Annotated in this window: 15 protein-coding genes; 8 read left to right on the forward strand and 7 right to left on the reverse strand. The window is 71.7% G+C overall.

Translation table 11 applies throughout. The features are described 5' to 3' along the window. Nucleotides 1–87: 87 nt before the first annotated feature. Nucleotides 88–2,472 (reverse strand): family 20 glycosylhydrolase, encoded by a 2,385-nt coding sequence (locus ACZ6W9_RS32790; protein ID WP_389969002.1) that lies wholly within the window; start codon nucleotides 2,470–2,472, stop codon nucleotides 88–90. Between the two features lie 172 nt (nucleotides 2,473–2,644). Here ACZ6W9_RS32790 and ACZ6W9_RS32795 point away from each other — a divergent pair, with 172 nt between their 5' ends. The 6 genes from ACZ6W9_RS32795 (at nucleotide 2,645) to ACZ6W9_RS32820 (ending at nucleotide 8,966) form a co-directional block, all read left to right on the forward strand. After that, nucleotides 2,645–3,832, forward strand: a complete 1,188-nt coding sequence (locus ACZ6W9_RS32795; protein WP_389969004.1) for an ROK family transcriptional regulator — start codon at nucleotides 2,645–2,647, stop codon at nucleotides 3,830–3,832. An 86-nt stretch (nucleotides 3,833–3,918) separates the two neighbouring features. Continuing rightward, nucleotides 3,919–5,409, forward strand: coding sequence for a sulfatase-like hydrolase/transferase (locus ACZ6W9_RS32800; RefSeq protein ID WP_470121234.1), 1,491 nt, complete (start codon nucleotides 3,919–3,921; stop codon nucleotides 5,407–5,409). Nucleotides 5,410–5,441: 32 nt separating this feature from the next. Then, the gene (locus tag ACZ6W9_RS32805; RefSeq protein WP_389969008.1) at nucleotides 5,442–6,248 is read left to right on the forward strand and encodes an ABC transporter permease; all 807 of its coding nucleotides are present in this window, start codon (nucleotides 5,442–5,444) and stop codon (nucleotides 6,246–6,248) included. Between the two features lie 5 nt (nucleotides 6,249–6,253). Continuing rightward, nucleotides 6,254–7,039, forward strand: coding sequence for an ABC transporter ATP-binding protein (locus ACZ6W9_RS32810; protein WP_389969119.1), 786 nt, complete (start codon nucleotides 6,254–6,256; stop codon nucleotides 7,037–7,039). Next, a complete protein-coding gene (locus ACZ6W9_RS32815) occupies nucleotides 7,036–8,025 on the forward strand; it encodes an aliphatic sulfonate ABC transporter substrate-binding protein (RefSeq protein ID WP_389969010.1) in 990 nt (329 codons plus the stop codon). The genes ACZ6W9_RS32810 and ACZ6W9_RS32815 overlap by 4 nt, the downstream gene beginning before the upstream one ends. After that, nucleotides 8,025–8,966: a formylglycine-generating enzyme family protein gene (locus tag ACZ6W9_RS32820; protein WP_470121236.1), complete on the forward strand. Its 942-nt coding sequence runs from the start codon at nucleotides 8,025–8,027 to the stop codon at nucleotides 8,964–8,966. The genes ACZ6W9_RS32815 and ACZ6W9_RS32820 overlap by 1 nt, the downstream gene beginning before the upstream one ends. 247 nt (nucleotides 8,967–9,213) lie before the next feature. Here ACZ6W9_RS32820 and ACZ6W9_RS32825 read toward each other — a convergent pair whose 3' ends face one another. The 3 genes from ACZ6W9_RS32825 to ACZ6W9_RS32835 all read right to left on the reverse strand — a co-directional run bounded on the left by ACZ6W9_RS32825 (nucleotide 9,214) and on the right by ACZ6W9_RS32835 (nucleotide 12,718). Next, on the reverse strand, nucleotides 9,214–11,046 hold the full coding sequence (locus tag ACZ6W9_RS32825) for a hypothetical protein (RefSeq protein WP_470121238.1): 1,833 nt from the start codon (nucleotides 11,044–11,046) through the stop codon (nucleotides 9,214–9,216). Nucleotides 11,047–11,198: 152 nt separating this feature from the next. Next, nucleotides 11,199–11,324, reverse strand: coding sequence for a hypothetical protein (locus ACZ6W9_RS32830; RefSeq protein ID WP_389969016.1), 126 nt, complete (start codon nucleotides 11,322–11,324; stop codon nucleotides 11,199–11,201). Next, complete coding sequence (locus ACZ6W9_RS32835; RefSeq protein WP_470121240.1) at nucleotides 11,321–12,718, reverse strand: MFS transporter; 1,398 nt, start codon at nucleotides 12,716–12,718, stop codon at nucleotides 11,321–11,323. Before ACZ6W9_RS32835 ends, ACZ6W9_RS32830 begins: the two co-directional genes overlap by 4 nt. A 76-nt stretch (nucleotides 12,719–12,794) precedes the next feature. On the opposite strand from ACZ6W9_RS32835, the gene ACZ6W9_RS32840 reads away from it, so the two are divergent. Beyond that, nucleotides 12,795–13,235: a winged helix-turn-helix transcriptional regulator gene (locus tag ACZ6W9_RS32840; protein ID WP_389969020.1), complete on the forward strand. Its 441-nt coding sequence runs from the start codon at nucleotides 12,795–12,797 to the stop codon at nucleotides 13,233–13,235. A 113-nt stretch (nucleotides 13,236–13,348) separates the two neighbouring features. Next, nucleotides 13,349–14,329, forward strand: a complete 981-nt coding sequence (locus ACZ6W9_RS32845; RefSeq protein WP_470121241.1) for a diacylglycerol/lipid kinase family protein — start codon at nucleotides 13,349–13,351, stop codon at nucleotides 14,327–14,329. A gap of 85 nt (nucleotides 14,330–14,414) precedes the next feature. Here ACZ6W9_RS32845 and ACZ6W9_RS32850 read toward each other — a convergent pair whose 3' ends face one another. The 3 genes from ACZ6W9_RS32850 to ACZ6W9_RS32860 form a co-directional block, all read right to left on the reverse strand. Further along, entirely contained in the window at nucleotides 14,415–15,014 is a 600-nt protein-coding gene (locus ACZ6W9_RS32850; protein WP_470121243.1) for a hypothetical protein, read from the reverse strand. A 158-nt stretch (nucleotides 15,015–15,172) separates the two neighbouring features. Beyond that, the gene (locus tag ACZ6W9_RS32855; RefSeq protein WP_389969026.1) at nucleotides 15,173–16,558 is read right to left on the reverse strand and encodes a selenium-binding protein SBP56-related protein; all 1,386 of its coding nucleotides are present in this window, start codon (nucleotides 16,556–16,558) and stop codon (nucleotides 15,173–15,175) included. A 113-nt stretch (nucleotides 16,559–16,671) separates the two neighbouring features. After that, nucleotides 16,672–18,444 (reverse strand): asparagine synthase-related protein, encoded by a 1,773-nt coding sequence (locus ACZ6W9_RS32860; RefSeq protein ID WP_470121245.1) that lies wholly within the window; start codon nucleotides 18,442–18,444, stop codon nucleotides 16,672–16,674. Nucleotides 18,445–18,559: the final 115 nt, after the last annotated feature.

Raw genomic sequence — 18,559 nt, forward strand, 5'->3', positions numbered from 1 at the left:
AGCCGCCGGGCGGGGCGGCGACATCCCCGTTCTCCCCGGGCGACCGGGTGGGCGCCGATTCCCGCGATCGGGCCCACCCGGCCGCGGTCAGCCCGCCGTCACGGTGAGCGTCCCCTCGACCGCGGCCCAGCCGGGTCTCTTGATCCGGAGTGTGCCGGTGTAGCGTCCCGCGTCGGGGAAGGCGCGGGTGGAGACCGCGGTGAAGACGCCGTTGTTCCACATCTCGGGGATGCTGCCCGGCCGGTCGGTGGTCAGGGTGACCGTCTCCTGGACGCCGTCGCTCCAGGAGATCGTGGCGGGCAGGTCGCCCGCGGCGTACCCGGGCGCGGTGACGGTCCACCGCGCCTGGCCGGGTGAGCCCGAGGTGCCCAGGATCGCGATCCGCCAGGGGACGTCGGCCGTGGGGAAGAAGTTGACCTCCGCGACCGTCAGCCGGCCGCCCGCGACCGCCAGCCGCTCCTTGAAGTCCTGATAGTCGCGCTGCGCCTGGGGGGTCCAGCCGACCTCCGCGGTGGCGATCACCCGGGGGTAGTTCCAGTACTCGGCCTGGCGGACGCCGCGGATCCACTCACCCCACAGGGCCGACTCCACACCGTGCACGCTGGACTCGGCCACGCCGGGCAGGAACGTGCCGGGGTCCCAGCCGTAGTGCCGGTCGAGCCCGCACACCCCGCCGCAGGCCCAGGTGCCGCCCTGCGGCTGGCGCGGATCCTGCCTCTGGGGCACGTAGGTGTTGGAGGCGGGGGAGAGCACCACCCGGGCTCCGCGCCGGGCGACGGCGCCGGCCACCTGCGCCTTGTCGCCGTTCCAGTACTGGACGATCGCCTTGTCCCGGGGGAGCGCGGTGGAGGAGTACTCGTTCCACCCCATCACGGTCTTGCCGAGGCCGGCGACGTCCGCGGTGAAGGCGTCGACCATCTTGGTGTAGTCGTCGTGGCCGGTGGAGTGGGCCTCGTCGCCGCCGATGTGCAGGTACGGTCCCGGGGTGAGCCGGGCGAGCTGCGTCAGCACCTGCTCGGCGAACTCGTAGGTGACCGGCGAGGCGGAGTCCAGCGAGGAGTAGCCGACCGCGCCGGTGCCGTTGGCCGGCACGGTGGCCTGGCCGGGCGCCGGGCGGGGGAGCGACCCCGCGGTGTTCAGCTGCGGGACGGCGTGCAACGCCGCGTTGGTGTGACCGGGCAGGTCGATCTCGGGCACGACGACCATGCCGTTCTCGCCCGCGTACCGGACGATCTCGGTGTAGTCGGCCTTGGTGTAGAAACCGGTGTGGCCGAGTTCGGTGCCCATCAGGTTGCCGTTGGCGTCCCGGGTCATCGCGGTGGCGCCGCTGACCCGGGTGAGCAGCCCGTAGTCGATGCCCGCGGGGTTGTCGGCGGGGGTGTCCATGGCGATGCGCCAGCCCTGGTCGTCGGTCAGGTGCAGGTGCAGCCGGTTGATCTTGTACTGCGCGGCCGTGTCGATGTAGCGCTTGACGTCGGCGACGGGGTAGAAGCTGCGCGCCACGTCGAGCATGACGCCCCGGTAGGCGAATCGGGGGTAGTCGGTGATCGTCACGGCGGGCACCGACGGCGTTCCGCCGGCCGGGGTCCACTGCGGCAGGAGCTGGCGCAGCGTCTGCACCGCGTTGAGCGCGCCGTTGGCGGTGGCGGCCTCGATGGTGACGGCGCCGGAGGTCACCTTGAGGGTGTAGCCCTCCTCCTCGTGCCCGGCGGGTCCCTTGCCCGGCCCGACGGAGAGGAGGATCGGCGAGGGGCCGTTGCCGTGGGCGGCGACGCGGACCCGGTATCCGGTCGCGGTGCGCAGCAGCCGGCCGAGGTACTCGGCGGGGGCCTGCGCGCCGGTGCCCGAGGCCACGATGCGCGTGTTGGTGTGCAGGACGAACGGCTGCCCGCCGTCCTCGGTCAGGGAGACGGGTTTGGGCAGCAGGCCGAGTGTCGGCTTGGGCGATTGGGGCAGGTTCCAGATCTCGAACTCCGAGATCGAGTAGCCGTAGGCCGCCCACCGCTTGCGGCCCTGCATGCGGACGTAGGAGACCGGCTGGTCGGTGCCGACGTCGATGACGTCGACGCGCGGGCAGGTGTCGCGCTGGAGGGAGGCGACGTCGGTCCAGGTGAGACCGTCGGCCGAGGTCTGCAGCACGAAGTCGCGGGCGCAGGCGTTGGGCCACCTGAGCGTGACGTGGTCGACCTTCGACGGCTCGGCGAGCTTGACCTGCACCCAGTTGTCGTCGGCGTACGCGGACGACCAGCGGGTGGCGGCGTCTCCGTCGATCACGTGGGCGGCCGCGAAGTCCGGCCGGTCCAGCTCCACGCTGGAGGCGGCGGCGGTGCCGGCCGGCGCCAGGTTGACGGGTTCCGGTACGGCCGTCGCAGTGGACGGCGCCGGTGCGGCGAGGGGGAGGGCGACGGCCAGGAGGGCGGCGAGGGAGAGGCGTTTGATCGGGGGGATCGGGCGACGGGGGGCGTCGGGCATGAGTCTCCTCGGGGACGGTGACCGGGCCGGCGGCGCCGGGGGCCCGGTCGGTAACGCCAGAGTCTTCGCCCCGACTCCTATTTAGTCAATAGTTCGGAATATAACCTTCCGAGGCATGTCACCTTTATTCCGAAGACTTGACAAAAATTGACCGGACTGTCATCATGCGGGCATGAGCAGGCCCGCCGACGCGTTGCAGCGCCTCCGACGAGTTCACGAGGAGGCGGTGCTCGACAACCTCCGGACGGGCGGCGCGCTGAGCCGGGCGGAGCTGATGGCGCGCACCGGCCTGTCCCGGACCACCCTGTTCGCGATCATCTCGGACATGGTCGAGCAGGGGGCGATCGTCGAGACCCGCGACCCGGAGGCCGGCCCGCGGGGCCGTGGCCGGCCGGCGGCACGGGTCAGGCTCAACCCCGAGGCCGGCCAGCTCATCGGGCTGGAACTCGCCCGGCAGCAGGTCCGCGTCGCCGTCGCCAACGTCTCCCACCAGATCGTCGCCACCGACGCGACGGACCTGCCGGGGGAGAGCGACCTCGACGCGCAGGCCGAGATCGCCGTCTCCCTGGTCCGGCGGGTGGCCCTGGAGCGCGGCGTGCGCCTGGGCGCGCTGGAGGCGATCGGGCTGGGGATCGTCGGCGTCGTGGACGACCCGGCCGTGCCGCTGGGCCTGGTGCCGGCCCGCTACTCTCCCATCGCCGCACGCCTGGAGCGGGAGTTCGGGGTCCGGGTGGCGGTCGACAACAACGCGAGGCTGGCGGCGCTGGCGGAACGCACCTGGGGTGCGGCGAGATCCGTCGACAACGTGGTCTACGTGCGGTGGTCGGTCGGCGTCGGCGGGGGCTACATCCTCGGCGGCCGGCTGGTGCGCGGCGCGCACGGCGCGGCCGGGGAGCTCGGCCACGTCTCCCTGGACCCGGACGGGCCGCCCTGTCACTGCGGCGGCCGCGGCTGCCTGGAGGGCCGCATCGGCGGTCCCGCGCTGCTGGAGGCCTGCGCCGCCCGCGGCGTGACGTTACCCGGCCTCGCCGAGCTGGTCACCGCGGCCCAGGACCGCGTGCCCGAGGTCTGCCAGGTGGTCTCCACCGCCGCGGGCGACCTCGGGAGGGTCCTGGCCGACACCGTGGTGCAGCTCGACCCGGAGCGGGTGGTCCTGGGCGGCGAGCTGTCCGCCCTCGGCAGCCTGGTGCTGGACCCGGTCCGCGGCGCCGTCGCGTCCCTGTCGCTGCCCAACTCGCCGCGCAGGATCGACGTGGTCCCGGGCGACCTGGGGCCGAGCGCCTCGGCCCTGGGCGCGATCGCGCTGATGCTGCACGAGGAGCCGGTCATCGCCGAGCACCTGCGTCCGACGGTCGGCTGACAAAAAGATCTCTCTCCCGCCTCTTGTGGTTCACCTCTCCGCCAATTAACGTCAAGCCTCAGGAAAAAATTGACCGGAGGGTGAGCTTGAGTACCCCACGCAACGTCCTGTTCCTCATGACCGACCAGCACCGCACCGACACCCTGGGCTGCTACGGCAACCCGGTGGTGCGCACCCCGGCGCTGGACGGCCTGGCCGCGGAGGGTGCTCGGTTCGACCGCTTCTACACCCCGACCGCGATCTGCACCCCCGCCCGGGCGTCCCTTTTCACCGGCCTGCACCCGTTCAGGCACGGCCTGCTGGTCAACCCCGAGCGCAACGGCGGCGCCCGCGACGAGGTGGCCGACGAGCACCCGGTCCTGCCGGGGCCCCTGCTGGAGGCCGGATACAACCTGGGCCACGTGGGCAAGTGGCACATCGGGCGGAACCGCGGCCCGGAGTTCTACGCCATGGACGGCGAGCATCTGCCGGGCGCGCTGAACCCCTTCCACCACCCGTCCTACGAGCGGTGGCTGAAGGAGAACGACCACCCGCCCTTCGCGGTGCGCGAGGCGGTCTTCGGCAAGGCCCCCAACGACTCCGGCCGCGGCCACCTGATCGCCGGGCGGCTCCGGCAGCCGGCCGAGGCCACCGTCGAGACCTTCCTCACCGACCGGACCGTCGAGCTCCTGGACCGCTACGCCCGCGACTTCCACGACGGCGGGAAGCCGTTCATGCTCTCCTGCCACTGGTACGGCCCGCACCTGCCCTATCTGATCCCCGACCACTACTACGACATGTACGACCCGTCGCTGGTCCCGCTGCCCGCCTCGATGGCCGAGACCTTCCACGGCAAGCCCGAGGTGCAGCGCCGCTACGCCGAGTACTGGTCGGCCGACCACTTCGACGCCGACGCCTGGCGCAAGCTGATCGCGGTGTACTGGGGCTACGTCACGATGATCGACGACCAGATAGGCCGGCTGCTGACCCGCCTGCGCGAGCTGGGCCTGTGGGACGAGACCACGGTGGTGTTCACCGCCGACCACGGTGAGTTCACCGGCTCCCACCGCCTCAACGACAAGGGGCCGGCGATGTACGAGGACATCTACCGCATCCCCGGCATCGTGCGCGTACCCGGCGCGGCTCCCCGCGTCGTCGACGACTTCGTCACGCTCATCGACCTCAACCCGACGATCCTCGAACTGGCCGGGCTCCCCCCGCGGTCGCCGTGCGACGGCGAGAGCCTGCTGCCGCTGATCAGGGGCGAGGCGGCCGAAGGCCGCGACCAGGTCGTCACCGAGTTCCACGGCCACCACTTCCCCTACTCCCAGCGCATGATCAGGGACCGGCGGCACAAGTTCGTCTTCAACCCCGAGAGCGTTCACGAGCTCTACGACCTGGAAAGCGACCCGCACGAGCTCAACAACGTCTACACCGTCCCGGCCTACGCGGGAGTGCGCCGGGACCTCACCCTCCGGCTCTACCGGGAACTCCAGCGCCGGGGCGACCCCGCCTACACCTGGATGAGCTACATGGCCGACATCGGCGGCGACCGCGCCGCCGACGTGGACGGCGTCGCGGACGAGGTCGTGCCGTGAGGCGGCTCACGGAGACGTCCGCGGAGACGCCCGTGAAGACGCCGGTGAAGACACCCGGGAAGAGATCCGCGAAGACGTCCGGGAAGAGAACCGGAAAGAGGTCGGCCCTGCCGCTCACCATCGGCTCGGGCGTGCTCGGCCTGCTGGTCTGGACGCTGCTCGCCAACAGCGGCATCCAGGGTTTCCCCGGCCCGCTGTCGGTCGTCGAGCGCTTCGGCACGCTGGTCGGCGACGGGACGCTCCCCCTCGACCTGCTCGCCAGCCTCCGCAGAGTGCTGACCGGCTTCGTGCTCGGCGTGGCGCTCGCCGTACCCGTCGGTTTCCTCATGGGGTGGTATCCGGCGATCCGCGGCCTGGTCGAGCCGTGGCTGCAGTTCTTCCGCATGGTCCCGCCGCTGGCGATCATCCCGCTGGCCATCGTCCTGCTGGGCATCGGCGAGACGCCCAAGGTCTTCGTCATCTTCCTGGCCTCGTTCCTGTCCTCGGTCGTCTCGACCTTCCAGGGCGTGGTCTCGGTCGACAACACGCTGATCAACGCGGCCCGGGTGCTCGGCGCGAAGGACCGCACCGTCTTCACCGGCGTGGTCGTCCCGGCCTCCACCCCCTTCATCCTGGTCGGCATGCGGATCGGCCTCGGCGCCTCCTGGGCCACGGTCGTCGCCGCCGAGCTCATCGCCGCCCAGGAAGGGCTCGGCTACCGGATGCAGCAGGCACAGCTGTACTACGACCTCTCCACGATCTTCGTCCAACTGATCGTCATCGGCCTCGTCGGCCTGCTCATGGACCGCGCCCTGCTGCTGGCCGAGCGACGCCTGACCGGCTGGCAGGAACGGAGGTGAGCACAGTGACTCCCAAGATCGAGTTTCGCGGGCTCTCGCATCGCTTCGAACTCGGTGACGGCGACTTCGCCGCACTCGACGACGTCGACCTGTCGATCGCCGAGGGCGAGTTCGTCACAGTGGTCGGCCCGTCGGGATGCGGCAAGAGCACCCTGATGAACGCGGCCGCCGGACTGCTGACCCCGACCGGGGGCGAGGTCCTGGTGGACGGCGCCGCTGTGCACGGGCCCAGCCCGCAGCGAGGAGTGATCTTCCAGCAGTACGCGCTCTTCCCCTGGATGAGCGTCCGCAAGAACGTCGAGTTCGGCTTGAAGATCGCCGGGGTCGGTCAGGCCGAACGGCGGGCGAGGGCCCAGCACTTCATCGACCTGGTCGGTCTCACCGACTTCGCCGACGCGCTGCCCAGGACGCTGTCCGGCGGGATGAAGCAGCGCTGCGCCATCGCCCGCGCCTACGCCGTCGACCCCACCGTCCTGCTGATGGACGAGCCCTTCGGCGCCCTCGACGCGCTGACCAGGGTCCAGCTCCAGGACCGGCTCCTGGACACCTGGAGCCGGGAACGGCGCACGGTCATGTTCATCACCCACGACGTGGACGAGGCCGTCTACCTGGCCAACCGGGTGATCGTCATGGCCGCCCGGCCGGGCCGTGTCCACCAGGTCATCGACGTCGGCCTGCCGTACCCCCGCTCGGAGGAGATCAGGCTGTCACCCGAGTTCGCCGAGCTGCGCCGGCAGGTCTGGCACGCCGTCTACCACCAGCCCACCACACTCGAAGGATCGCCCCGATGAAGTTCCCCCTCCGGGTGGCCGCCGCCGCTCTGGTCCTCCTGCTTCCCCTGACCGGCTGCTCCTCAGGCGACGAGGACGGCGCCAAGGCGGTGCGGTTCGGCTACATCGCCGACTTCTCCGGCGCGGCCGTCCTGGCCGTCGCCGACAAACAGGGCCTGTGGGCCAAGCACGGCCTCAAGCCGGAGCTGAAGGTCTTCACCAACGGCCCGCTGCAGGTCCAGGCGCTCGGCTCGGGCGACCTCGACTTCGGCTACATCGGCTCCGGCGCGGCCTGGCTGCCGGCCAGCGGCAAGGCGAAGATCATCGCCCCGAACATGCTCGGCATAGCCGACAGAGTGATCACTCACGCCGGCTCGGGCGTCAAGGGGATCGCCGACCTGAAGGGCAAGAAGATCGGGGTGCCCGAGGGCACCTCCGGCGACATGATCCTGCAACTGGCCCTCAAGCAGGCCGGACTGACCGTCAAGGACGTGCAGAAGGTCAACATGGACCCGAGCACCGTGGTCACGGCGTTCTCCGCCAAGCAGGTCGACGCGGCGGCCATCTGGTACCCGCTGATCGGCACCATCAAGAAGAACGTCCCCGACCTGGTCGAGCTGACCGAGAGCGAGGACTTCTACCCCCAGGTCAGCTTCCCCAGCTCGTTCGTCGCCCGCAACGAGATCGTCAAGGACGACCCCGCGACGACCACCAAGGTCATCAAGGTGATCCAGGAGGCCGACGACTGGATCGCCGCGCACACCGCCGAGGCCGAACAGCTCACCGCGGCCTTCCTGAAGGCGCCCGCCGAGCAGTTCAAGGGCGCGTCGGCGGTCACCAGGATCCTTCCGACCTCCGAGCTGGTCAAGCTCGCGGGTGACGGAACGGTGGGCGGCTGGTACAAGAACCTGGCCGACGTCTTCGTCGGCATGGGCAAGATCACGGAGTCGCCCGACCCCGGGACCTACTTCACCGCCGACCTCTACCGGAACGCGGCGAGCGGCTGATGGCGGACGCCTGCTGCGCGCCCGCCCGGGATCCCGCCCGGGAACGCTCCATCCCCGCCTCCGCCCCCGCGCGGCGCGCGAACGCCGGCGGCATGGTGGCCATCCCGGGCGGCGCCTTCCTCATGGGCGGCGAGGACCCCGACGGGTGGGCGGCGGACGGTGAGGGACCGGTGCGGGAGGTGACGTTGTCGCCGTTCCTCATCGACCCGGTGTGCGTGACCAACGCCAAGTTCGCGACCTTCGCCAAGGCCACCGGCTACCGGACCGACGCCGAACGGTACGGCTGGTCGTTCGTCTTCCGGCACTTCGCCGACCCGCGCCACGTCATCGACGGCACCGTCCCGGGCGCCCCCTGGTGGGTGGCGGTGGCGGGCGCCGACTGGCGTCACCCGGAAGGCCCCGGATCGGACGTCACGTCGCGGCAGAACCACCCGGTCGTCCATGTCTCCTGGAACGACGCGGCCGCCTACGCGGTCTGGGCGGGCAAGCGGCTGCCGACCGAGGCCGAGTGGGAGATGGCGGCGCGCGGCGGGCTCGTCCAGGCCCGTTACCCCTGGGGCGACGAGCTGACGCCGCACGGGCGGCACCGGTGCAACATATGGCAGGGCACGTTCCCGCACTCGAACACCGGAGCCGACGGGTACGTCGGCACCGCGCCGGTCAAGTCCTTCGCGCCGAACGGGTACGGCCTCTACAACACCTCGGGCAACGTCTGGGAGTGGTGCCTGGACCGGTGGAGCACCGACTGGCACGTCGCGGAGTCCGCGCTCACCCGGGTGGACCCGCAGGGCCCGCCGACCGGCGCGGCACGCGTGATCCGCGGCGGCTCCCACATGTGCCACGAGTCCTACTGCAACCGCTACCGGGTGGCCGCGCGGACCGGCAACACACCGGACTCCTCCACCGGGCACAGCGGCTTCCGCTGCGCACTCTCCCCCTGACCCGCCCCGCGGCCCTCCACCGGCCGCCGGATCCGGATCCGGACCCAGGGGGCGGTGGTGGGGGTGGGAAGCGGCCGGAGCGCGACCGTCCGCCGGAGTGAGCCGCACCGGTTCGCGAGGATCCCGCGAGGATCCCGGGAAGATCCCGCGAGGATCCCGCGAGGATCCCGGGAAGATCCCGCGAGGATCCCGCGAGGATCCCGCGAGGATCCCGTGAAGACCGGTGCGGCTCAGCCGGCGCGTCAGGTCAGCTCTGGCAGGTCACCGGATAGGCGGCCTGGGCGACCGGCCTGTTGTGGTTCAGCACCTCAAGGCCGACGGTTCCGCCGGTCTTCGAGTTGCGGCTCCAGTGGGCCGACTGCAACTGCACGACTCCGCCGCCCTCCACGGTGAGCGTTCTGGACGCCTGCGGCTCCCCGTCGATCACCCAGCGGTAGGTGATCTGCGTCCCGGGGGCCGCCGCGAACCCGCCGTAAGCGGTCACGTACGGCGCGGCGACGCAGTCACCGTAGTAGGCGACCGGTGTGAGCTCGTTGATGCGCACGGTTCCCGGGGAGGGGTCCGTCGGAACGCACGTCCAGCTGTAGGCCCCCTGCTTGACCGGCTTGTTGTGGTTCAGCACCTCCAGACGCACGACGCCGGTGCCGCTGGTCCTGGCGGAGCTGTACCAGAAGTCGCCGATCGACTGGGTGACGCCGGGCCTGAGGTGCTCGCTCCTGGCCGGACCGGGCTTGCCGTCGACGACGAAGCGATACCTGATCTCGGTCTCCCGGTCCGTCATGACCAGCGCGTCCGCCCTGGCGCCGAAGGAACCGTCGCAGTCACCCCTGAAGAGAGGGGTCAGCAGATAGCGGACGGTCAGCTCGGCCCTCTCGGTTTCCGCGGCGCAGGCGACGGTGAACCGGCGCTCGGCGGGTCCGGCCGGGCCGCCCTCCGTCATGAGGCCGATCGTGTGGCCGCCGTCGGCGCCGGGGCCGAGGCTCCAGACGGCGGAGACGTCCTGGGACCGGGGCCGGTCACCGGCCGGGAAGTCGAGGACCTGGTGCTGCCAGGCGGTGCCGTCGAGGATCCACCAGTAGGTGACCTGCCTCGCGGGGCCCGCCGGAAGGGTGACGCGTCCGGCGGCCTGGTAGGCGAGCGGCTCGGTGCAGTCTCCCTCGTAGTCGCCGGGGGTGACGTCGACGATCCACGGCTCCGGCTTCCCCGCCGGCGGCCCGGTGGGGGTCGAAGTGGGGGTCGAAGTGGGGGTGGCCGACGGCGGAGGCGACTGCGGGGTGGTCCTGCAGGTCACCGCGTAGGCGGCGCGCCCCGAGTCGTGGCCGTCGGGGTTGAGGATGTGGACGGCCTTCCAGCCGCTGGTGGAGCTGCCCACCCCGAGCGGCAGACCGACCTGCCGGCTGCGGGGCCCGCCGGCGGCGAAGTACATCGACTCCGGCCGGGACTCGCCGGTGGCGCTGTCGATCCACTGGTAGCCGACCCTGGCCGGGGTGCGCGACACCTGGATGGTGGCCGTGAAGGTCACGGTCGCGGGGCAGGCGCCGTTGTGGACCGGCGGGCGGACGTCGAGGGCGGCCGCGACGGTCAGCGGCTCGCCGGGCCGGGCCGGCAGCGGATCGGCGACGTCCCATACCTTGGCGGGACCCGCGCAGGTGACGCGGAACCGGGCCTTGGCGGACAGGCCCTTCCTGCCGAGGATCTCGACGGCCTGCCAGCCGGAGGTGGTGCGGTCGTAGGTCTGGCGATCCCGCACGACCGCTCTGCGCGCGCCGTTGACACGCAGGCTCTTGACGGCTCCCTTGCCGCCGTCGCTGCGCACCCACCGGTAGCGGACGGTTCCCCGGCCCTTGGCCGTCACCACGGCCGAGAACCCGACCGTGGTGGGACAGTCGCCCGACCGCTTGGCGGGGCTCGCCCCGACCCGGGCCACGGCCGCCTTGACGGCGGACACGGCCCGGGCGGGTGCGGCGGCGGGTACGGTCTTGGCGGGCGTGGCCCGGACGGCGGGAGAGGCGAGCGCGGGAGGTGCGGCCAGCAGCCCACCGAGCAGCAGGGCGCTCAGCAGCAACGCTGTCCTTCTCATTGGGGTCCCTTTCTTCACATGCGAAGGGACCATGATCGTGATCACCGCTTGGGATTCACTTGGGATTCGCTTGAGTCGTCCGGTCCGCTTGAGTCGTCCGGTCCGCTTGGGTCGCTTGGGTCGCTAGGGAACCGTCCGGCCCCTGCCGGGACTTAGGAGAAGCTCGTGTTCGGGTTCCCCGCCAGGTGGGCGGCGTCGACGGTGACCATGGTGGCGTAGACGGCCGAGCCGACGAAGGCGTTGAACTCCTGCTCGATGTCGGCGAAGACGGCGGTCATCGGGAGCTTCCCTTCCGGAGCCCGAAGGCGCTGATCACCGCGGCCAGGACCGCCGCGACGAGCGGCACGGCGAGGGCGGGCCGGTAGCCGTCGGCGAGGTCCCGCGAGCTGACGATGACGGCGGTGGTGGCGGCCAGGCCGAGCGCGGCGCCGAACTGGAAGGAGGTGTAGAGGAGCCCGCCCGCGAGCCCCTGCTCGCTCTCGTCGACGCCGTCGGTGGCGGCGATCGTCAGCGGGCCGTAGGCGAGGGCGAACGCCATCCCGAGGATGATCATCGTGGGGAACATGGCGGCGTAGGTCCAGTCCATGCCGACGGGCAGGAACAGCGCGTACGACAGGACGGCCAGCAGCAGGCCGCACAGGATGACCCTGGCGTTGCCGAAGCGGTTCACCAGCCTGGGCGTCAGGGTCGGTGCGAGGATCGCGTCGGCGCCGACGGCGAGCATGGCCAGGCTCGTCTCCAGCGAGGACCAGCCGCGCAGTTCCTGCAGGTAGAGCACCGCGACGAACTGGAAGCCGAAGAATCCGGCCGAGAAGAGCAGGCCCATCACGTTGGCGCGCAGCAGCGGCCCCGAGCGGAGGATGCCGAGCCGTACCAGGGGGTGGGGCGACCTGCGCTCGATCACCACGAAGGCGGCGAACAGCGCGAGTGCCACGGAGATCGTCGCCGCCGTCACGCCGGCGTCCACGTGGGTGGCGCGCTCGATGCCGCCGACCAGCAGCATGATGGCGCCGGTGACGGTGACCGCGCCCGCCAGGTCCATCCGCCGCCCCGCGGGCCGCCGCGGGCCGGACTTCGGGATCAGCGGCACCGCCGCCACGAGGATGACCAGTGAGAGGAGGGCGGGCGTGAACAGCACCCACCGCCAGTCGGCCTCGGCGAGCAGGCCGCCGAGCACCAGCCCGAGCGAGAACCCGCCGGCCGCGGTGCCCGAGTAGACCAGGAGCGCCTGGTTGCGCTGCCTGCCCTCCTCGAAGCCGGTCGTGATGATCGACAGGCCGGCGGGCGTCATGACCGCGGCCGCGACCCCCGCGAGGAACCGGGCCGCGATGAGCGCCCACCCCTCGCTCGCCAGGCCGCCGAGCGCGGACACCACCATGAAGACCGCGAGCCAGGACAGGAACATGGAGCGCCGCCCGAACAGGTCCGCGGCCCTGCCTCCCAGCAGCATGAACCCGCCGTAGCCGAGTACGTAGGAGCTCATCACCCACTGCAGTTCGCCGGTGGACAGGCCGAGGTCGGCCCTGATCGCGGGCAGGGCGACGCTGAGCATGGCGACGTTGATGCCCTCAAGGAAGATCGCGCCGCACAGGACGAGGAGCATGCCCCAGGCGCGCGGCGTCATCCGGCCGAGCGGGGGTGATTGGACGGTGGATCGGACGGTGGCAGACACGGTGAGTCCCCAGGTATGGAAAAGTGAGTCGGTTCCTTCTTGTAACCGAAAGAATCATCCGTGACCATGGGGAGGCATGGAAGACGGCACTTCGAAGGCACCGGGTTACCTCTGCGAAACCATGGAGGACGTGTGGCAGTGGGACACGCGGGCGGACTGCGAGGTCCGCCAGATCCTCGACAGGATCGCCGACAAGTGGTCGCTGCTCGTCATCGCCCTCCTGGACCGCAGGACCATGCGCTTCACCGAGCTCCGCCGTGAGATCGACGGCGTCAGCCAGCGCATGCTGACGGTGACGCTGCGCCACCTGGAACGCGACGGTCTCGTGGAGCGGACCGTCCATCCCGTGGTGCCGCCGCGCGTCGACTACGCGCTCACCCCGCTCGGCGCGACGCTGCATGAGGCGATCAAGACGCTGGTCGTCTGGACCGAGGAGCACCAGAACCACATCGCCGCGGCGCGCTCCGCCTACGACGCCAGGGTCGCCGCCGAGGAGCGGCTGCTCGGCTCCTCCTAGCGCGGGCGGCCGGCGACGGGGGAGCGGAGGCCGGCCGCGTTTGCCGCCTCCCGGGGAGGGAAGCCGTCGGCTGGGTCGGTCGTCGGGATCGACACGGGGTTACGGAGGTTCCCATGCTGCGGCAGGATCGGAAGGCCGGCACGGTCGCGGTGATCGCCCACCAGAAGAAGACGATGGGCGGAGGGCTGGACGAGCTGCGCAGGCTCCTCGCCGAGGAGGGCGTCGAGGACCTGCTCTGGCACGAGGTGCCCAAGAGCAAGAAGGCGCCCAAGCAGCTCCGCAAGGTCCTCAAGGACGGCCACGTGGACCTGGTCGTGGTGTGGGGCGGCGACGGCATGGTGCAGCGCTGCGTGGACGTGCTCGCCGGCTCCGGCGTCACCATGGCGATCATCCCGGCGGGTACGGCCAACCTCTTCGCGCGCAACCTCGGCATCCCCGAGGACCTCCCCGAGGCGGTGCGGATCGCCTTCCACGGGGAGAGCCGCAAGCTGGACCTGGGCAAGGTCAACGGGGAGCACTTCGCCGTCATGGCCGGTCTCGGCTTCGACGCCGAGATGATCAAGGACGCCGACCGGGGGCTGAAGGACCGGCTGGGCCGGGCGGCCTACTTCTGGACCGGCCTGCGGCACGTCCGCGGCGAGCTCGTGCACATGGAGGTCAAGCTCGACAAGACCACCTGGTTCGAGGGGGAGGCGAGCTGCCTGCTGCTGGGCAACGTCGGCACCATCACCGGGGGCATCGAGGCGTTCGACGACGCCAAGCCCGACGACGGGTGGCTGGAGATCGGCGTCACCACGGCCAGCGGTCCCATCCAGTGGGCGCGGGTGCTCGGCCGGATGAGCGCCGGACGGTCCGACGAGTCCCCCTTCATCCGGATGACCCGGGCCCGCAAGATCAGGGTCAAGCTCGCCGCGCCGATGTCGTACGAGCTGGACGGGGGCGCCAAGGGCACCGTCACCGAGCTGAAGGCCAAGGTCGTGCCCGGTGGCATCACCGTCCGTGTCCCCGTCGCCGCCGGGGACGAGCCCGACCGGACCGTGGAGCACCCCGGCGACCGCGAGCACCCCGACGGCCGGGCCGACGGGCGGAACTGACGGGCGCCGCACCCGCCCCGCCCCGCCCCGGCCGGGCCCGGGTACGGTCCCGGCCGGGGAAGGTCCCGGCGGCGAGGGCGTTCGCTCAGGAAAGCGCCACGAAGGCGCCGGCGCCGATGAGCGCGACGGCCCAGGCGAGGTCGAGGTTGAACCACGCCCTGCGCAGCACCGCCACGCCCAGCCGGTCGTAGACGATCAGTGCCACGACGGTGGTCGTGGCCAGCATGGCCAGCGTGTGGGTCGCCGTGGCGGCCAGGCTCTGCGAGGCCAGCGCGGCGGCCCCGTCGCCCTCGTGCAGGGTGACGGGGACGACCATCAGTCCCGCGCCGTGGGCGGTGGACATCAGGAACGACCACCCGGCGAGCTGCCGGGCGTTGACCCGCATGCCCGTCCGCCGGTGGCGGTGGCGTCGCAGCAGCCGCCAGACGCCGAACCCGGCCACCAGCGCCGCGACGCCGTACGTGACGAGCCGGGGAGGGGCCGCCAGCCGGGCCGCCGAGACCAGCGTCAGCGTGGCCAGCACCGATCCCGCGTGGCCGAGCACGATGGGCGGCAGCGCCCGCAGCACCGCCGCCCGCGAGCGCTCCTGCAGGCCGAGGGCGACCGCGAACAGCCAGCCCATCGCCGGGTTCAGACCGTGGAAGGCGCCGAGCCCGGCCAGGACGAGCAGGGACGTCAGGTCCATCGGCTCGCCTCACCCCCTTCGCGTGGGTCCGGCCCGATGCCCGGGGCGCCGGTCGGGTCCGCTCCGTCTCTCCCCGGCGACCGCGGGCCCGGCCCGGTGTCCGCGGTGCCCGCCCATCTCCTCCGGTGGCCGGGGCTCCGTGCTGAGGGGAGCGGCTTCTAAGGGAAGCAGTAGGAGTCGGAGGAGGAGTCGCCGCCCTGCAGCCGGATCTGGTGGGCGCGCCGGCCGTCGGCGGCGAAGTCGACGAGGAACGACTCGTCGAGGGAGAGCGAGCCGTCCTCGCCGACGTCCACCCTGACCATCCAGCTGGAGACGCCGTCGGGGTAGAAGACGTCGTCCCAGGAGCGGTAGAGGGAGTTGGTGAAGTACACGCGCCGGCCGTCCCTGCTGGTCTCGACCATCTGCGGGCCGCCGTTCAGCGCCCGGCCGGGATCGGCGGGGTGGGCGGCGCGCCGGGCGATGCCGCCGAGCCGTACCGAGCCGGTCTGGCGCGGCGCGAACGGGTCGGAGACGTCGTAGGCCCGCAGCTCGCCCGTGCCCCAGCAGGAGACCAGCAGGATCCGGTCGTCGAGGGACAGCGAGATGTCGGTGGCCAGCGGCGGGACCGCGCCGAACTGCCGGAGCGGCTCCGGGAGGGCCTCGGCGGGCGCGGGCTCGGCCGGGATCGTGATGGTCTTGCGGGCCTTCCAGACGTCGTCCTCCAGATACCAGGTGAAGACGGCCGCCGACAGGTCCTCGACGTTGATCACCGTGTTGACGAAGCCGTGGGTCTTCGTCGGGTCGTGGGAGGGGCGCAGCTCCAGGGCCATCTGGTGTTCGTCGCCCAGGTCGATCTCCTGCAGGTGCCGGCGCTTGACCAGGTCCCAGACGTGCAGCCGGTGACCGTACCGGCGGCCGGCCAGCATCTCCAGCGACGGCCCCGGCTCGATCTGGTTGGGGGTCGCCCACTCGCTGGTGACCATCGTGTCGTGGCCGAGGTGCCACCAGAAGTCGTAGTGCAGCTCCTGCGGGCCGCGGTCGGCCTCCCAGCGGTCCCGGGGCTCGAAGGTGTCGTGGTCGAGGGTGAAGATCCCCCCGGGGGCGTCGCCGTTCACGTCGCCGAGGGCGCTGACGTAGATCGCGTCGGTGCCGCAGTGGACGGTGTGCGGGCGGCTGTAGCCCGTTCTGGCGAAGATCGTCTCGGGCTCGATCGTCTTGACGATCCGGGGACGCCTCGGGTCGTCCCCGACGTCGAGGATGTGGATCCTGCTGGAGCGCAGTCCCGGCACGACGAGGTAGCGCCGCTCGACGTGCGGGTGCGGCGCGTACGGGCACAGGGCCGCGCTGCACACGTTCCAGCCGAAGTGGTGGAGCTCGTCGCCGGGGACCGGCATGTCGAGTGTGGCGGCGATCGACCCGTCGGACAGGTCGACGGTGGCGATCGCGTCGGGGCGCCCGCCGCCCTCCGCGTCGAGCAGGGCGACGTAGGCGAGTTCCTCCCGGGGCGCGAGCATGGCCTCGCGGGCGGACGGATAGAAGGTGGGATCGGGCTGGATGAGTGCCATCGCGGACTCCTGAGCCGGTTCAGATACCCTACCAATAAAGTGGGAAAACTCCTCGTTGTCCAGAGGTGATTTTAAGTGACCGGCCCGGCGGGCCCGCGGACGGCGTGCCGGGCTCAGGACGGAATCGGGATGGTGACCGGTTCCAGTCCCTCGGGGGCCTTGCCCGGGTAGGCGCCGGACAGCATCGTGGCCACGGTGTAGAGATGCCAGACCTGGGTGGGCTTCTTCAGCACCGGACCGTCGAACAGCGCGCGTACCGCGTCGGGGTTCACGATCGGCTCCAGCAGGTCGAGGTGGCCGAGCACGTGGTCGCGCAGCAGGCCGGTCAGCTCCTCCCCGGGGCTCGTCCGCCAGTTCCACCCGCCGCCGCCGGTCTTCGGCGCCGACAGCGTCTGCGGCCTGCGCTGCCAGGGGTAGTAGCGCCTCCCCGCGGTGAACCGCCACGCCTTGCCCTCGATCGGGATGCGCCGGAGCGGCGGCGCGAGCCGGCCGATGAGCTCGTAGATGACCTCCTCCGACAACCGCCAGAGCTGGTCCAGGCCCAGCGCCGCCCGCACCACCCGGTTGTCGAGGAACGGCCAGACGGGGTCGCCCCGGCGGTGGGCCCCGGCGCGCGACCCGGCCTGCCAGCGGCCGACCTTGTAGGCGATGTACATGTGGTCGAGCGCCTCCAGGGGCGGCCGCTCCCGCCAGGGGCGGGCCAGCCCGAGGGCGTGCTCGTTCGCCTCCTCGCGGAACAGCGCCTTCTCCCGCAGGAACGTCGTGTCGATCCGGCGGCGGAGCGCCTCGGCGCTCAGGTCGGACTGCAGCAGAAGGAACCCCCCCGCCCGCAGGATCTCCCCGCTCTGCCCCGACATGGTGGGCCTGGCGTTGTAGGGCAGGTAGCCGACGATCGACTCGTAGGCCGACGTCATGCCCTCGCACGCCCGCAGCGTCTCGTACGCCCGCGCCAGCGGGTGCTCGACGACGATGGCGTCCTTCTTCTCCGCGCGGGCCGGGGGGATGACCTTGTGCTCGATGCCGAGCGCCTGGGCGATCCGCCCGGCGATGATCACGTCGGGGTGGGCGTCCAGGCCGTTGGTGGTGGCGCGCAGCGGGATGCCGGCCGCGTGCAGCACCGACGCGACAAGGCGGCTGTCGCGGCCGCCGGTCAGGGCCAGGTTCACCGGCTCACCGGCCGCGCGCAGCGGCTCCACGGTCGCGAGCAGGGCGTCGGCCAGCTCCTCCACCAGCGCCTTCTTCTGCCTGCGCGAGACGGGCGCGGGCCCGGCGGTGGGCAGCCGGCTCCCGGTGATCGTACGGTGCCCGCCCGCGACGGTGAGGACCGAGGCCGGGGGCAGCGCGCTCACCCCGCGGTAGGGGGTCTCGTCGGACAGGAAGTAACCCTGGCGCACCATCGACTGCAGCGCGAGGACGTCCCACTCGACCCGCTCGCCCGTGGCGGCGAGGTGCACCAGCAGCGCCCGGCTGCCGACGATGTGCAGGTCGGGCGTCTCCGCGTAGTAGACGGGGCTCGCGCGGTGGATCGCCGTGGCGGCCGACAGCTCTACCGCGGTCGCCCGGAACACCGCGAAGCACCCGCTCACCGCCTGGGTGTCCAGGTGGGCCGCGCCGGCCAGCCGGTCCACCTCGCCGGGCGCGGCGAGGTAGCCGTTCACCCCGGTCACCCGGTCCGGCCCGGTCACCAGCAGGGAAGGCTTGCGGGAGTCGTCGGGCTCGTTGGTCCAGGCGAACATCGAGACCCCGGGACGGTGCCACTCCCGGCCCCTGATGACCTCGGGGGGGACGGGGAAGGCGGTCTCGATCGAGTTCCGCACGGTGCGCAGCGTCTCCTCAGGGATCGCCGCCCCCGGATTTCTGACCGCCAGGCCGAGATACACACGCATGGTGAGAGATCTTATGGTCTGTTTTTTCCAGATATACAGGTATTCGTTATGAATTTCGGAAGCCGGGCGGGCGCGCGGGTCACGCGCCGGGCACGGTTGGCACTCGCTTGGGTCA

Source organism: Streptosporangium sp. NPDC053982, assembly GCF_055585205.1.

Bases quoted from the DNA above. Each gene is read 5' to 3' on its own strand.
- ACZ6W9_RS32790 (WP_389969002.1), bottom strand. From the start codon at position 2,472: ATGCCCGACGCCCCCCGTCGCCCGATCCCCCCGATCAAACGCCTCTCC.
- ACZ6W9_RS32795 (WP_389969004.1), top strand. From the start codon at position 2,645: ATGAGCAGGCCCGCCGACGCGTTGCAGCGCCTCCGACGAGTTCACGAG.
- ACZ6W9_RS32815 (WP_389969010.1), top strand. From the start codon at position 7,036: ATGAAGTTCCCCCTCCGGGTGGCCGCCGCCGCTCTGGTCCTCCTGCTT.
- ACZ6W9_RS32820 (WP_470121236.1), top strand. From the start codon at position 8,025: ATGGCGGACGCCTGCTGCGCGCCCGCCCGGGATCCCGCCCGGGAACGC.
- ACZ6W9_RS32825 (WP_470121238.1), bottom strand. From the start codon at position 11,046: ATGAGAAGGACAGCGTTGCTGCTGAGCGCCCTGCTGCTCGGTGGGCTG.
- ACZ6W9_RS32830 (WP_389969016.1), bottom strand. From the start codon at position 11,324: ATGACCGCCGTCTTCGCCGACATCGAGCAGGAGTTCAACGCCTTCGTC.
- ACZ6W9_RS32840 (WP_389969020.1), top strand. From the start codon at position 12,795: ATGGAAGACGGCACTTCGAAGGCACCGGGTTACCTCTGCGAAACCATG.
- ACZ6W9_RS32845 (WP_470121241.1), top strand. From the start codon at position 13,349: ATGCTGCGGCAGGATCGGAAGGCCGGCACGGTCGCGGTGATCGCCCAC.
- ACZ6W9_RS32850 (WP_470121243.1), bottom strand. From the start codon at position 15,014: ATGGACCTGACGTCCCTGCTCGTCCTGGCCGGGCTCGGCGCCTTCCAC.
- ACZ6W9_RS32855 (WP_389969026.1), bottom strand. From the start codon at position 16,558: ATGGCACTCATCCAGCCCGATCCCACCTTCTATCCGTCCGCCCGCGAG.
- ACZ6W9_RS32860 (WP_470121245.1), bottom strand. From the start codon at position 18,444: ATGCGTGTGTATCTCGGCCTGGCGGTCAGAAATCCGGGGGCGGCGATC.